The sequence below is a fragment of the Paenibacillus sp. J22R98 genome (assembly GCF_059383835.1).
Genome location: NZ_JBXENW010000005.1, coordinates 173,745 through 187,712 on the forward strand (window position 1 = coordinate 173,745; position 13,968 = coordinate 187,712).

The following is a 13,968-nucleotide window of genomic DNA, read 5'->3' on the forward strand; positions in this document are numbered from 1 at the left end:
ACACCTTCTTGAGAAAAGTATTAGATTTGTGTTTGGTTTGCTTACATGTGAAAAAAAGATGTATCACGACGATACATCTTCCTTCGCTCATTCCACTCCACGTGCGACTATTTCTTATTTAACAGGAGGCTTTGCTCTAAGTAGCTGGATAAAGAAGCTAGCGCATTGCCAATTTCGGCATTCTGAATGCTTTCGGCATATCTCGCTGCAGGAACCATCGATAATTGCGCGGCTACAATTAGAGCATCTGGATGTTGTTCCGCGATTTGAATGAGACCTGAAGAAACCTCGCCAATGTATTCCTTCGTCTTCCCCTGCATAATTAGCTGGAAGGTGTTTGGAATCAATCGTGATTCAGCTTGAGCGTCTATTGCCTTGCCCTCCGCATACTGACGGAACTGACTCATCGTCCCCTCGATCGTATTCGGATTGGTAAACACGAAGATGATTGGCTTGTCCTGTCTTGTAAGATCCTGGAATAACGGCTCATCGATCTTGATGATCGGAATCGGAAATCGCTCAAGCTCATCCTGCATGATCGATGTAAAATAGGTGCATGTAATTAATATCGCATCCAAATGGCAGCCGGACATCCACTCGAGCGTATCATGCACTTTCTTCTCCGCCAGCTGCTTGGTGAAATGGGCATCGTTCTTGATTCGATCCAGCCCGGGATCAACGAAGTGGATCAACTCCGCGTCATAAGGTTCCAGCGCGCTTTCGATATGGGCGATATTGGAATAATGGGCATGATAGCATCCGATTTTCTTCAGTACGTTATCCTCCTGCCATTGTGAAATACGTTACTACGGTTATGTGTCAAGTTCTTATCAGTATAAGGGGTATGGGGATATGGATTCCAATACTTCTTATGATAAGAACAAAGTATTAAAAATGTTTTGGATTACATGTTTGATTTTTGTTTGTTTATATTCCTTGTTTGAACTCAAAAAAGCCGCGTTTCCGCGACTTTTTACCTTAGCGCTTATAGCGATTCGTTCGGATCAGCTTCATAATACTTCTATAAATTTGCGGATTTGGATGTTTTCTGAATATATGAGGATCCGGCGACGTATTTACTTCGAGCACCCATGGATTCAGTGACTGGTCCAGAGCGACGTCAAGTCCGATCATTCGAACGCCCGGAAACGAGCTCCCCATGACTTGCCCTGCAACGACGCCCATCTTAGACAGTAGCTCGAGCTTATCGTGTATCTTATTCGTGTGAGGATAGAGCAGCTTCTCAGCCGTTAGAATTTGGCCGCCGCTGTGATAATTCGTTACAATTTTGTGTTTCGCCGCGACTCTGCCGATGATCCCGGAGGTAATCCATCTCTTACCGGGTGTATATTGCGCCATCACACGCAGATCGAACCTTCTACCATTATGCTTTAGTAGATGGATTCCTTTCTGTACGAGGTAGCGGCCTCTTTTCTTAGCTGATGTAATGCCTTTATATAAGGAATCAAACTCCTTGTAGGTTTTGATGGTGTTGCCTAGCTGGTAGCGGTAACCTTGATCTACTTTCTCCACGCGCATAACGCCATTACCATGCATGCCAAACTCCGGTTTGACATAGACCATGCGATACTTGAGCAATTGTCTTCTAAGCGATAGTTTCGTCATTCGAGAGGTTTCTGGTACATAACGAGCGAGAAAGGGCTGTTTACGAATGGCAACTGTTTTGGTCCATTTGCTTCCTACATATCGTGACATATTCATCCCCTTAGCTTGTAAAATGATGTATTACAACCTATTCAATAAGGATGTGGAAAGCTTGGGTGTTTCTACAGTCAGGCTCTTTCCAATAATTTAGGATAGGTATTCTTGTTCCGATTGATTACGATAGAGGGATGCTGGAACACTCTATTACAATTGGAAAGTGAGTTTATAGATATGAAACATAGGAAGACCATCCTCTTAAGAGCGATGGTACTAAATATAGGTTTACTTTTGGCAATCTGCTGTACCGGTCTGTTTCCACTTTCACCTGCTGAGGCTGCGTCTCGTGTGCCTTACCATGATATTACGTTTAACTATGCCAGAGCATCGATTCTGAAAATGACGCAGCTTGGATTTATGACCGGAACCGGCGAAGGACGTTTCGAGCCGAATAAAGCGATCACACGTGCGGAATTCATGACTTTGATCGACCGTCTGCTTGGAATCAAGCCAGTGGTTAGTGAAATTCCTACGTTCAAAGATGTGCGGAAAGCAGCCTGGTATTATCAATGGGTGCAGCCTGCCGTACAGCTCGGAATCGCGCAAGGAAGCTCAAGCGATCTATTCGAACCGGCTCGTCCGGTGTCGCGCGAAGAAGCGGCCGTAATCATGAATCGCGCCTTAAATCAGGCGGAAAGCAATGTGATTCCAGAAGGATATGATGATCAGGATCTAATCAGTGGATGGGCGCTGTCTGCAGTCAGTCATTTATCCCAATTAGCCTTAATAACCGGTGATCAAGGCGAATTTCGGCCGAAGGAATCGATAACAAGGCAAGAAGCAGCCGTGCTGATGAACCGCGTATGGACGCACGGAGATTGGGCTAAGCAAATTACCACCACGTCTGCTGCGAAGATTCAACTAGGCTGGCAATATGGTCAAACAACGCTCCAATTCGAACAGCAAGTTGCACAATCATCCGTAAATACATTATCGCCGCGCTGGTTCTTTCTTGGGAAGAATGGCGCATTTGAAGACCAAATGGATGCCAGCTTGCTTAGCTGGGCGCATGATCATGGCAAGATGCTCTGGGCGATGGTAGGCAATCATTCCAATCAAGAAGTTACTCATACGATGCTGACGGATCTGACCCAGCGACAAGCTTTCATTCAACAATTGGCGAATCGTGTGCAGCAGTTCCACATCGATGGATTGAATATCGATTTTGAGAATATGATGCCGCAGGACCGCGACGCCTTCACTGCTTTTGTCAAAGCATTGCGTTTAGAAACAAAGGCGATACTCTCAGTAAATGTCTCCCCTGATTTTGGCTACGACTGGACGGAAGTGTTTGATTATGAAGCACTTGGTCAATCGGCCGATTATGTCCTTCTCATGGGTTATGACGAGCATTGGGGCGGTGCTCCTGTGGCCGGGTCTGTGTCTTCCCTGCCTTGGCTGAAAGATGGCCTAGAAGCATTACTAAAGAAGGTGCCGGCACATAAAGTTATCCTTGCGTTGCCACTCTATACAAGGGTATGGAAATCCGATATCAATGGCGGCGGAGTCGTATCCGAAGACATCACACTCACTCATCAGAATAACCTTGTACTGACCAGGAATGCAGCAGTAACATGGGATGCACGGCTTGGACAGTATGTTGCCGAATATACGGATTTCAATAAAGGAATCGTGCTGAATCGAATCTGGCTGGAGGATGGACGTTCTCTCTCCAACAAGATCGGCTTAGGCGAATCCCATTCCATAGCCGGGTACGGATACTGGTATATGGGCGGCGAGAGCCATGATAGTTGGATTAGTGTTCACAATGCGCTAAAGTATCATTCGTATTCGTTCTCTTAATCTATCACCATTTTACGTTGCATCTCATCTAATAGAGTAACGCTAGAATAGAAGTAGGTGATAATTATGGCTCGAATTAAAGCTACTCAACAGCCTGACTTAATTCTGATTAGTTGGTCGAGAAACCCTTTGGTAAGCGGATCCCCGCGTAGAATCCTTGCTTCTCGTGTCATCGGATCTGCTTATCCTTGTCGTGCCAACTTGCAAGAAGGTGCCCTGCTCATAAATGCCTTAAACTGCTTATTAGACAACGACATCGGCTTCAAGATCGTATTTCGCAAAAGCACTTCCAGTATCAGCGGTTATTTAGTGTTGCAGCGCTTCAGCTGAAGATCGAACAAGCCTGCCGGACACAGTCGGCAGGTTTGTTTGTTTTTGGCGTATTTCATATGCTTCAGGCGCAGTTCGACGTGATTTGCAACGGGATTATGGAATAATAGAATGACTTAGGTATGCTGAAAGGGGAAGCATATGGCAAAGAGCAAAGTTCAGCAGCTAGCCGAAAAAATGATTGCAGATCCAAATGCCAGACCTCGGATGGTCGAATGGTTTAATCCGAAACAGTTAATCGTAACGGGAATGAAGACCGTCCTTTCGACCATCTTCGGTCTCTATTCCGACTTTCGATTAATTGAGGCATTCAACCAGAAGGATGAGCAATTGACCGACTACTCCAAGCACTTCTTGCACGATGAATCGGGGAACTATAAAGTCGATCCAGACGGCTTCTATTTGACGGATCCTGACCGCCCTCGAGATGAAATATGGATTGATTACATCAGCGATTTAGGCGATGGGTTTGATTCCACCTATTCCATTGCCTATCATGCCACTCGTCCGGAGCTGTCACTCGTTGATCCTGAAACAGGTCTAACCATAACGACCAAACGCGGCGATGTGCTTATCTTTGGCGGTGATCAGGTCTACCCTACTGCAAACCGCGATGAATATATGAACAGGCTAATTACGCCTTATTATCTCGCTCAGGGATATACGGCCGATCCGCACCCACAGGTTTTCGCCGTACCCGGTAACCATGACTGGTATGACGGCCTGATTTCGTTCTCACGGATATTCACTTCGCGCAAATGGTTTAACGGCTGGCATGCACCGCAGCAGAAGAGTTATTTTGCCTTGAAGCTTCCTCAAGGATGGTGGCTCTTAGGAACCGATGTACAGCTGAATTCGGACATCGATGGGCAGCAGGTCCGTTATTTCGAGCATATTGCGGAGCAGATGCAAGCCGGTGATCGGGTAATCCTGTGTAACGCTGAACCGTATTGGGTTTCCGCTCACAAATACGGGAAGTTCGATCCCATTTACAATGAGAACAATCTGACTTTCCTTGAAAATATGCTGAACAAAAAGAACGTCGACATTCAAATCTTCCTAGCCGGCGATCTTCATCATTACCGCAGATTCGAACATATCCCAGCTAAGGCTGACGGTTCAGCGGATCATAGCCGCAAAGTCCAGAAAATCACTGCCGGCGGTGGCGGCGCCTTCCTCCACCCCACCCATGATCTCAAGGATCAAGCGATCTATGCGCGCAAGAATGAAGATGAGAAACCAATTGAATTCAAACGGAAAAAGGACTTCCCGGATGTAGCTGCGTCTAGGCGGCTGACCTGGGGCAATCTGCTGTTCGTATGGAAGAACCAGATGTTCGGGATCGTTACGGCCATTCTCTATCTGTTAGCGTGCAACTCCGTTCTTTCGGTCACCACCGCTCCTCCTGCTTCTGCGACGTACCTGGATCTTATTTCTTCCTCTCTCAGCAAGATTTCGCATACACCCAGCGCGTTTATTTGGATGTTTATCATTGTCGGGGGATTCTGGCTGTTTACGGATACGCATTCCCGCACGTACAAATGGATCGCTGGCTGTCTGCATGGTTTATGCCATGTTGCGGCTGCTTTCTTCATCGGCTGCGCGGCAGTCTATCTGGTCCGTACCGAATTTCACTTTCATTGGGGTCTTGGCGCGTTGGTGTTGACCGGTTTATTGATTGCCTATGGCGGATGGATCATAGGATCGGTGATCATGGGGCTGTATTTGCTCTTATCTTTGAACGGTTTTGGTCGTCACAGCGGCGAAGCGTTCTCTGCGATGCAAATCGATAATTGGAAAAACTTCATCCGTATTCATATCGATAAAGGCGGCAGCTTAACGATCTTTCCGATCGGAATGGAGCAAGTCGTGAAGAAGTGGAAACGAGCTCCACATGTGGAGCATGGACCGCTGTTAGAACCTGATTCACCTCCGAAGAAGCCATCAAAAGCAAAGCCGATCATGATTGAATCACCAATAGTCATTCCGGCTATAGATCGTAAAGCTAACTGAATAAAGGCGGCAGCGAAAACAGTTTTCCTGTTCACGCTGCCGCCTTTATTGATACTTCAACATTATTCGACTGCAGTATCAAGCTCGCAGTTTTCTAATTTCAATACCTTTGTTTTGTATTTCCATTTGTAACCGAGCCATAATACTAAGAAGAACGGAATGCCGATGTACGAAGCAATTAGGAATTTCCAATCGACCTGACCATCCGAGAATGCGCTGATGCTCTGACCTAAGATCACGATCATACACATCACGCCTGCCAGTATGGGTCCGAATGGGAACCACAACGAGCGGTATGGAAGGTCCGCGATCTTCCGACCTTGCACGGTGTAGGCTTTACGGAAGCGATAATGGCTGATGGCAATACCGAGCCAAGCGATAAAGCCAGACATCCCCGATGCGTTCAGCAGCCAGATGTACACCTGACCATCGCCGAAGAATGAGGCAAGGAATGCAAGCATGCCGACGACGGCTGTTGCGAGCAAGGCGAAGACGGGAATTCCGTTTTTATTTAACGTGGCGAATAATTTAGGTGCTTTACCTTCCTTCGCGAGTACCCAAAGCATCCTTGTGGAAGCATACATGCCCGAGTTGCCCGCCGAAAGAACAGAACTAAGAATGACCGCATTCATGACGGATGCTGCTACGCTTAAGCCTGCTTTCTCGAATATAATCGTGAACGGACTAGCACTTACACTATCACTTGCCAGCGATTCCGTCGTGTACGGAATCAACAGACCTACAACGAATATGGCTAAAATATAGAACAATAATATCCGCCAAAATACGCTTCGGATCGCCCGAGGCACGTTGACACGCGGATTCTCGGACTCCCCTGCAGCAATCCCGACTAGCTCGGTACCTTGGAACGAGAAACCTGCCGCCATGCAAACCCCGAGCACGGCGAGCATGCCTCCGGAGATTGGCGCATCTCCGGCAGTGAAATTACTAAAGCCGGTTGCCTTTCCGCTCCAAATGCCGACAATCATGAGAAGGCCGATTCCGATAAACACGATAACCGTTACGATCTTAATCATCGCGAACCAATATTCGGATTCGCCATAACCTTTCACAGATAATAAGTTTAGTCCGACCATTAAGGCGAGGAACAAAGCGCTCCATAAGAATGAAGGGCTGTCCGGCAGCCAAAACTTGATAATGATCGTTGCTGCGGACAGCTCAGCGGCAATCGTTATCGCCCAGTTGTACCAATAATTCCACCCGAGCGCGAAACCAAAGGATGGATCAACGAATCGGGTTGCATAGGTACTGAACGTACCAGACACCGGCATATAGGTTGCCATTTCACCCAGACTTGTGACTAAGAAATAAACCATGATGCCAATAATCAGGTAGGCAAGTAGCGCACCGCCCGGACCTGCGGAATGGATCGCTCCTCCGCTGGCTAGAAACAAGCCAGTTCCTATCGAACCGCCGAGTGAGATCATCGTCATATGACGCGATTTCAGGCCTCTGCGTAATTTGTTGTTGTTGTTTGGATTCTCGTTCACTTTCTGTACGCTCCCTCAGTTGTTTTCCTTATTTCATGGAAAAATAAGGCATAGAAACACAAAAAAGCCGCCTAACAAGGCAGCTTCCATACTCCCTCATCTCTCCTGTTTGAAGATAGCTCAACACAACGTACGCGGATGCGAATCGTGTGACAGTTCCGTCCCTTTCGGAAACGGCCCCAGCTCGAACGGTCAGTAAACCGTGCGGCTTCGGCGATGGTACCTTTCCTCCGGAATCCTCAGTCTTTACTGGACTTCCTCCGGCGTACTCATTAACATCGCGACCTCTACCCCATCAAGCTGATGAGGTGTAACGTATTTTTTTATGACGACAAGTCCCTATAATAAGTAGCCTACGAGAAAAAAGCAATGGATAATCATTCCACTCCCCTGATTAGGAGCATCAAAAAGAAGCTGGATCTGTGATCTCAGCTTCTTGAAACTGCGTATTTACAAAGTCGATTAAAGCCAAATTGCAGGCAATACTTCACTCCATGATTCAATTATCCGGTAAACATGTCTTTCATCTGACCGTATGAACGCAATAATAGCTAGTATGTCCTGACTTCGTATTCCCTATACCTCTTATACAAGCATTTCTTCAACTAATTTATTAATCGTGCGCAGCCGGCCTTGAAAAGCGTGATAGACGCCATCGGCTTGTTCCCGCATCGTGCGCTGTGAGCATGTATATTTGTTTATGCTGGCAGCGTAATCCACCTGCTGGATCAGGGATTCCGGCAAAGTAGCAGCACCGCTAAGTGCGCCTGCAAGTCCGCCTGCCAGCACCGCAACGCTCACGCTGTCTCGACCCATGTTTGCTCCGGCGATAATGGCATCATGCACATTTGCGTTGACCATTCTGACAATGCAAATGGCTTTGGTCACGACTTCGTTTGCGAAGCTGCTGCCGTATGGAACGCCGCAGCCGCGGTAGCTCTTATCGAAGGCTTCGCGTAACTCACGGAAATCCCGGCAGCCCGCTGTCAGCTTTAATCCGGATTCGAGCTCGTCAATCACGTTGTCTCTTAAGTAACCATACTTGTAGCCATCGATCTTGGCACCAACGTCGGAATAGTCGCAGTTACTGAACAAATCCTCAATTACGCTGTCGATCGTCGCGCCTGGTTTCGTAGCGGATGCAATCGCGGCAGCGGTTACGCCGGACCACTTCACGCCATAGCTTCTGGATGCATAATACAGCTGACCGAGCTCGAAGGCATCGCGAATCGCATTCTTTACATCGCCTGCATTGATCAATCCAACCGGTTGACAGTAGCCGGCGAAGCTGTTTAGTCCTGCATAATCGCAATATTTGCCCAGATCTCTTGCCGGAATCCCGCTGCCGGCAACCGCCAGCAAGCCGACGTCGAAAGGCTCCATCATCTTCTCTGCCGATTTCATTGGCATATCGGATACCCAGATCGCACGAACATCCTCAGCCGTTACCCGATCCTGACGCTCAGAAATGGCCGTGATGAGCAGCTTCTGCCTCTCGATTCCGCTTCCGGTTGTACCGGCTTCGCGAAACCAAACGTTCTCATAAGGCTGAAGCTGGTCAAGAACGCCAAATTCTGCTTCACTATCCTGCCACGATAGCCCTTGAGCAGGAGCGCCGAGTGCTGCCCCAACATGCGCACCTGCGATACATCCATAAAATTTATCTTTTAAGCTGACTAGCTCACTCATCTCGCTCGCTCCTCTTTGTTATCTGGTCAGATCTTCATTCCTTAATCTCTAGCAATCATCTACAATGCACCCATCAGCTCGGTATAAGCCTTCAGCTTGTGTAATCGGGAACGGTATGCTTGGTACAAACCATCCGCATGCTCTTTGATCGTGCGCTGGGAGTTTGTAACGACATGCAAGGTTGTTGCATAATCCGTTTGCTTGATCCAAGACTCCGGAATCGTAGTCGTGCCGGTTAACGCACCGGAGATCCCCGCTGCGACCGCTGTAACGCAGTCGGTATCGCGTCCCATATTGACAGCGGCAACCATCGCTTCTTTGACATTTCCTTTTGCTCTGTTGAAGATACAGACCGCTTTCGTCACCACTTCATTCGCATAACTAACCTCATAAGGGATGCCTCGAATGTTGTATGACTCATAGAGCGTCTTCCTAAATTCACGATAGTCCTCGATGTTCGATGTCCGTTTCAGCTCACGTTCTAGCTCTCTTACAACCACATCCGGATCGCAGTGATCGAATATTGCGCCTAGTACGCTATCAACCGTAGCCCCTGCTTTCGTTCCGGAAGCGATCGCAACCGCAGTAACTGTTGCCCATTTCAGGCCGCGCCCGTTCGTCGTTTGATAGAGCTGGCCTACTTCATTCACATCATTAATGGCATTAGGAATATCGCCTGCATTGATGAGCCCGATGGGGTGACAAGAACGTGAGAAACTGTTTAAACCGGCATAATCGCAATATTTTCCGATATCTCGGGCTGGAATGCCGCTCTTGGCCATGGCCAGAAGCACGGCCTCGAAAGGCTCTGAGATCATCCCCGCCGATTCCGGTTTGATTTTGGAAATCCACATATTACGGACATCCTCGGCGGTAACGCGGTCCTGCTTCTCCATGATCGCTGAAATCATCAGCTTCTGGCGTTCTACGCCATCTTCGGTAGTCCCTGCTTCGCGCACCCAACCGTTATGAAAATGCTCATAGGGCAGCAGATCTTCAAGTATGCCATACTGGGCATCGATTCGATCAAAGTCCCAGCCTTCTACCGGGGCTCCCATAGCCGAACCGATATGAACACCGGCGATGCATCCGTAAAATTTGTCAAATAAAGAAACCTGCTCACTCATGACTTGTTCTCTCCCCGAATTCAAAGTGTGTTCTGCAGCTAATTGGCATTTCCATGGTTTTATTGTAATGAAGGGTTATGTCCGTTTATATAAACAGTTCTCAACCGGCCACGCCCAATTATCGAACAAGATGTACAGAAATCTAACGTTCGCTCCTTTGATATATGAACATTTCGAAATCCGGATCGCTCCCCTATACTGAACTCGAAGCTTATAAACTACCGAATAGGAATTGAAAGAGGTGCGTCAAATGAGCAGTTGGGCAAATTATCAGCTCGATCACGCAGCGATGCTGCAGCGGCTTAACCATCCGACAGGCAAAGTGAGAATGATTCTGGATACGGATGCATTCAATGAAGTGGACGATCAATTTGCACTTGCATACGCGCTGCTATCCCCAGATAAGATCGAATTGCTGGCGGTAACGGCGGCTCCGTTCTTCAATTGGAATTCAACGAGTCCGGGAGAAGGCATGGAGAAAAGCTATAATGAAATCTTCAACATCTACAAGCTGATGGACCTACAGTCACCTCCTCCTGTTTACAGAGGATCCGCGCAATTCATGAGCAGCCGAGAAGAGCCGGTGCCCAGTGAGGCTGTAGATAAAATCATTGCATTGGCGCTTGAGGCAGACCAGGATGATCCGCTCTATGTCGTCGCAATTGGCGCGATTACGAATGTAGCTTCAGCTATCGTCAAATGCCCCGAGATCATTCGGAAAATTGTCGTTGTCTGGCTTGGGCCAAACTCCTACTGGTGGCCAACGCAAGATATATTCAACGTTTCGCAAGACTATCACGCTTCCAGCATTATCTATGACAGCGGTGTTCCGCTAGTCGTACTGCCCTGTCATAGCGTTGCCTCCCATCTGCTAACGTCTACTTACGAAATCGATGCCTGTTTGCGTGGCCGCAATAAGCTGGGTACCTATTTCAGCGATCTGTTCCATGGCAGGTTTGAGCGTTTTGGCCGCAACCGCCCTGGTTGGTCGAAAGTTCTCTGGGATGTCTCGGCTATTGCATGGCTGCTTAATGAGGAATGGGTGCCTTCTGTCGTGCGTAGAACGCCGATTCTTAATCCTAATTTCACGTATTCCACCGATGATGCCAGACACTTCTACAAAGAAGCGATCGACATCGACCGCAGCCTCGTCTATATCGATATGTTTAACAAACTGGCCAACCATTCCTAGTACATGCTATTGGGTACGGCTGATCGTGAGCGAAACTAGTATGTTATCAGTGCTGCTCGTATCAGCCGTTGCTTATTTAGATTTAGTTCAACTTGAATGCGCGAGACTGTTTTCTCGGAATTGTCCAGGCGTTATGCCCACACTGCGTTTGAAAGCGCGAATGAAGCTATGTACATTCGTGTAGCCGACTTCGCTGCTGATTTCGCATACCGTCTGAAGGTCGAGAGCCAGCAGATGTTTAGAATACTCGATTCTCTTCTGAGTCAGTAGATTATAAAACGTATTACCCGTGTACTGCTTAAGCAGCCGATTCAGATATGTCGAGGAACAGTGCATAATATCCGTCACTTGCTCTAGGCCGAAATCTTCATGAAAATGCTCATCGATGTAAGACAACGCCTCTTCCACCTTGCGCTGATTCCGATCCTTGCTATGCCAATAATTAAAGTCTGTTGGCTGCTTCGCTTCTTTGAGTGCACTCGTTATGGATTGATAGATGAAGTTGTAAAGCTCCTCTACTTCCACTCTGTAAGCTTGTTCCTGGGAAGAGAGTTTATTTGCATCTTGTAGTAGTTTGGGATTTGTAATCTGAAAGTAAGGTGACTTTATAGCCGGTGATGGTGTTGGTGAAGGGGATAATTTCAGTACGCTTTGCATGAACAGACCTCCCGCTTGTTATTCAGGTAGTTTAATCGCTGCTTCACGTTCAAGAATGGCTAATTTCTCAACTCTTCTGCGGAAATGTTCTTCCGTGCTGAATGTCGCGGATACATAGGAAGAGATCAGGTCTTTAACGAGCCATTCGCCTACAATCTGGGCACCTACGCACATCACATTAACGTCATCATGCTCGACACTTTGGTGCGCGGAATGATAATCATGACATACTGCAGCGCGAATACCCGGAATCTTATTCGCGGCAATACTCGCGCCAACGCCAGTTCCGCACACCATAATGCCTCGCTCCGCTTCGCCCTTAAGTACGGAATGACAGACCAAGCGAGCAATATCGGGAAAATCAACGGCATCGGCGGTGTAACAGCCATGATCAATCACTTCACAGCCAATGGATGCCAGATGTGCGGCTACCGCGGACTTCAGATGGAAACCGGCATGATCGCAACCTAATGAAATCTTCATTTGCACGCTCCCTGTGTTCACTCAACGAGTGATTTAGAATAATGTTAACGTTGCCATAATTGTTCATCCTTGGTATGACAGTAATAAATGCCAGCGATTCTCGAGATTTAATCCTTATTTTCTTGATAATTGATCTTCTAATTGGCAACGTTGCCAATTTAGTTGAAATAAAAAACTCACACTGCCTTCGCTTGTTGTTTTCGCGATCACGAAGGGATTGTAAGCCTTTTCGAGCCAATATTATCCTAGAATGCAGAGCACTGTCAATACTATAAATTGACTTATCACTTTCAGCTAGCATTTTTGTTCGCAACCATTTACAATCCTTATAGAATGGCATCGTTAACATTTCATGGGACTAGCTAGGAGGAACGTAATATCAAGAAGCCAACCATACTCGACGTCGCTGAGAAAGCGAAAGTGACGCCCTCCACCGTTTCCAGAGTTATGAACGGTTCAAGCCTCGTCAAGCCGATCACTAGGCAGCGAGTTCTTGATGCCGTTAAGAATTTAGGTTATATCCCTAGCAAAACCGCGCGTATGTTCAAATCCGGCAAGAGCGGCATACTCGGACTTGTTGTTAGCGCGCAGCATATTAGTGAATTGATCTTTAATGCAGGTTTCCAAGCCTTATTCAAAGCGTTAACCGAAAAAGCGCACACCGAAGGCTATAATATTCTGATTATTACTTCAAGCAATCCCGATTCTGAATCTTTCTTTAATGTCATTAAGAGTCAGGTGGCGGACGGATTTATTATATTAAGCCCTTCTAACAATGAATCCCTGGCCACTATGCTTGAGGAAGCCGGCATTCCTTATGTATTCAACATGAAATATTCGAATAATCCCGAGGATATTTACTATACATCTTCCGACGATCTTGAAGCCGGCTATATGGCAGCCAAATATCTGCTTGATTTGAATCATAAAGACATTCGCTTTATAGTCGGCAGCATCAAAGGCAATGTCATTTCTTTCAACAATGAGAGAATTAATGGCGTTAAGAAAGCCTACGACGAGTACGGGATCCCATTCATGGATGACTATGTCGTCCGCATACCCGGTCAAATGGAGGAAAGCTACAATGCGATCCATCAGCTCCTCCAAACCCAGAAGCCTACAGCGCTGATGATTTCGAACGAGGTTACGACGGTGGCGGCGCTTAACTATTTCTACGACTATGGCTATCGCGTGCCGCAGGACATCTCCGTGATCGGCTTTGGTCCTTCCGAATTGTATCGGAGTCTTCGGCCAAACTTAACGAGTGTCAGCTTTGATATTTCCCATTCCAGCGGCAAGATTGTCGACATGCTGCTGCAGCGGATCGAAGGTATCCCGATTAAACTCGAACCTCCCAAGAAACCTGAGCTTATTATCAGGGACAGTACCGCGCGATGCAATGAATAGGGAAAAAAGGTGGCGCAGAAGTTCAATTCTGCGC

The 13,968-nt window shown here is 47.3% G+C and carries 11 protein-coding genes and 1 riboswitch; of the genes, 4 read left to right on the forward strand and 7 right to left on the reverse strand.

Annotated elements, in window-relative coordinates:
* Positions 1-107 precede the first annotated feature (107 nt).
* Both AC50Y3_RS16310 and AC50Y3_RS16315 read right to left on the reverse strand, forming a co-directional pair.
* Positions 108-692 (reverse strand): hypothetical protein, encoded by a 585-nt coding sequence (locus tag AC50Y3_RS16310; protein WP_494819785.1) that lies wholly within the window; start codon positions 690-692, stop codon positions 108-110.
* 286 nt (positions 693-978) lie between these two features.
* The gene (locus AC50Y3_RS16315; protein WP_494819786.1) at positions 979-1,716 is read right to left on the reverse strand and encodes a YheC/YheD family protein; all 738 of its coding nucleotides are present in this window, start codon (positions 1,714-1,716) and stop codon (positions 979-981) included.
* A 294-nt stretch (positions 1,717-2,010) separates the two neighbouring features.
* Here AC50Y3_RS16315 and AC50Y3_RS16320 point away from each other — a divergent pair, with 294 nt between their 5' ends.
* Both AC50Y3_RS16320 and AC50Y3_RS16325 read left to right on the forward strand, forming a co-directional pair.
* Positions 2,011-3,525, forward strand: coding sequence for an S-layer homology domain-containing protein (locus AC50Y3_RS16320; protein WP_494819787.1), 1,515 nt, complete (start codon positions 2,011-2,013; stop codon positions 3,523-3,525).
* Between the two features lie 471 nt (positions 3,526-3,996).
* On the forward strand, positions 3,997-5,868 hold the full coding sequence (locus tag AC50Y3_RS16325; protein ID WP_494819788.1) for a metallophosphoesterase: 1,872 nt from the start codon (positions 3,997-3,999) through the stop codon (positions 5,866-5,868).
* 62 nt (positions 5,869-5,930) lie between these two features.
* Here the strand turns inward: AC50Y3_RS16325 and AC50Y3_RS16330 are convergent, their stop codons facing one another.
* The 3 genes from AC50Y3_RS16330 to AC50Y3_RS16340 form a co-directional block, all read right to left on the reverse strand.
* Complete coding sequence (locus AC50Y3_RS16330; RefSeq protein ID WP_494820032.1) at positions 5,931-7,322, reverse strand: amino acid permease; 1,392 nt, start codon at positions 7,320-7,322, stop codon at positions 5,931-5,933.
* A gap of 165 nt (positions 7,323-7,487) precedes the next feature.
* Positions 7,488-7,677, reverse strand: a riboswitch (Lysine riboswitch).
* A gap of 287 nt (positions 7,678-7,964) precedes the next feature.
* Complete coding sequence (locus tag AC50Y3_RS16335) at positions 7,965-9,068, reverse strand: ADP-ribosylglycohydrolase family protein (protein WP_494819789.1); 1,104 nt, start codon at positions 9,066-9,068, stop codon at positions 7,965-7,967.
* Between the two features lie 59 nt (positions 9,069-9,127).
* Positions 9,128-10,195, reverse strand: coding sequence for an ADP-ribosylglycohydrolase family protein (locus AC50Y3_RS16340; protein ID WP_494819790.1), 1,068 nt, complete (start codon positions 10,193-10,195; stop codon positions 9,128-9,130).
* 250 nt (positions 10,196-10,445) lie between these two features.
* Here AC50Y3_RS16340 and AC50Y3_RS16345 point away from each other — a divergent pair, with 250 nt between their 5' ends.
* The gene (locus tag AC50Y3_RS16345) at positions 10,446-11,387 is read left to right on the forward strand and encodes a nucleoside hydrolase (protein WP_494819791.1); all 942 of its coding nucleotides are present in this window, start codon (positions 10,446-10,448) and stop codon (positions 11,385-11,387) included.
* Between the two features lie 87 nt (positions 11,388-11,474).
* Here AC50Y3_RS16345 and AC50Y3_RS16350 read toward each other — a convergent pair whose 3' ends face one another.
* The gene (locus tag AC50Y3_RS16350; RefSeq protein WP_494819792.1) at positions 11,475-12,044 is read right to left on the reverse strand and encodes a helix-turn-helix domain-containing protein; all 570 of its coding nucleotides are present in this window, start codon (positions 12,042-12,044) and stop codon (positions 11,475-11,477) included.
* A gap of 18 nt (positions 12,045-12,062) precedes the next feature.
* On the reverse strand, positions 12,063-12,527 hold the full coding sequence (rpiB, locus tag AC50Y3_RS16355; protein WP_494819793.1) for a ribose 5-phosphate isomerase B: 465 nt from the start codon (positions 12,525-12,527) through the stop codon (positions 12,063-12,065).
* 393 nt (positions 12,528-12,920) lie between these two features.
* On the opposite strand from rpiB, the gene AC50Y3_RS16360 reads away from it, so the two are divergent.
* A complete protein-coding gene (locus AC50Y3_RS16360) occupies positions 12,921-13,934 on the forward strand; it encodes a LacI family DNA-binding transcriptional regulator (protein ID WP_494820033.1) in 1,014 nt (337 codons plus the stop codon).
* The last annotated feature ends 34 nt before the right edge of the window (positions 13,935-13,968 follow it).

Bases quoted from the DNA above. Each gene is read 5' to 3' on its own strand.
- rpiB (WP_494819793.1), bottom strand. From the start codon at position 12,527: ATGAAGATTTCATTAGGTTGCGATCATGCCGGTTTCCATCTGAAGTCC.
- AC50Y3_RS16340 (WP_494819790.1), bottom strand. From the start codon at position 10,195: ATGAGTGAGCAGGTTTCTTTATTTGACAAATTTTACGGATGCATCGCC.
- AC50Y3_RS16345 (WP_494819791.1), top strand. From the start codon at position 10,446: ATGAGCAGTTGGGCAAATTATCAGCTCGATCACGCAGCGATGCTGCAG.
- AC50Y3_RS16350 (WP_494819792.1), bottom strand. From the start codon at position 12,044: ATGCAAAGCGTACTGAAATTATCCCCTTCACCAACACCATCACCGGCT.
- AC50Y3_RS16315 (WP_494819786.1), bottom strand. From the start codon at position 1,716: ATGTCACGATATGTAGGAAGCAAATGGACCAAAACAGTTGCCATTCGT.
- AC50Y3_RS16330 (WP_494820032.1), bottom strand. From the start codon at position 7,322: ATGACGATGATCTCACTCGGCGGTTCGATAGGAACTGGCTTGTTTCTA.
- AC50Y3_RS16335 (WP_494819789.1), bottom strand. From the start codon at position 9,068: ATGAGTGAGCTAGTCAGCTTAAAAGATAAATTTTATGGATGTATCGCA.
- AC50Y3_RS16325 (WP_494819788.1), top strand. From the start codon at position 3,997: ATGGCAAAGAGCAAAGTTCAGCAGCTAGCCGAAAAAATGATTGCAGAT.